Source organism: Nocardioides humilatus, assembly GCF_008373755.1.
Lineage (GTDB): Bacteria > Actinomycetota > Actinomycetes > Propionibacteriales > Nocardioidaceae > Nocardioides > Nocardioides humilatus.
The window spans coordinates 1-219 of the sequence record NZ_VUJV01000063.1 but is presented as its reverse complement, the minus strand read 5'-3'; the positions used below and the strand labels follow the sequence as shown (position 1 = coordinate 219).

The 219-nt window shown below is 47.5% G+C and carries 1 protein-coding gene; it reads left to right on the top strand.

All coding sequences use genetic code 11. The features are described from left to right. Positions 1-219: eS25 family ribosomal protein (locus F0U44_RS24005; protein WP_149730589.1), on the top strand; the 219-nt coding region annotated here is incomplete at both ends.

Genomic DNA, 219 nt, shown 5'->3' with positions numbered 1-219 from the left:
CCGCCCAAGAAGGACGCGAAGGCTTCGGCCAAACAGCCTCAAAAAACACAGAAGAAGAAGGAAGGATCCGGTGGCGGCAAAGCCAAGAAGAAGAAGTGGTCCAAAGGAAAAGTTCGTGACAAGTTGAACAACCAGGTGTTGTTTGATAAACCCACATATGAGAAACTGTACAAGGAAGTCCCACAGTACAAGCTAATCACACCTGCTGTCGTATCTGAA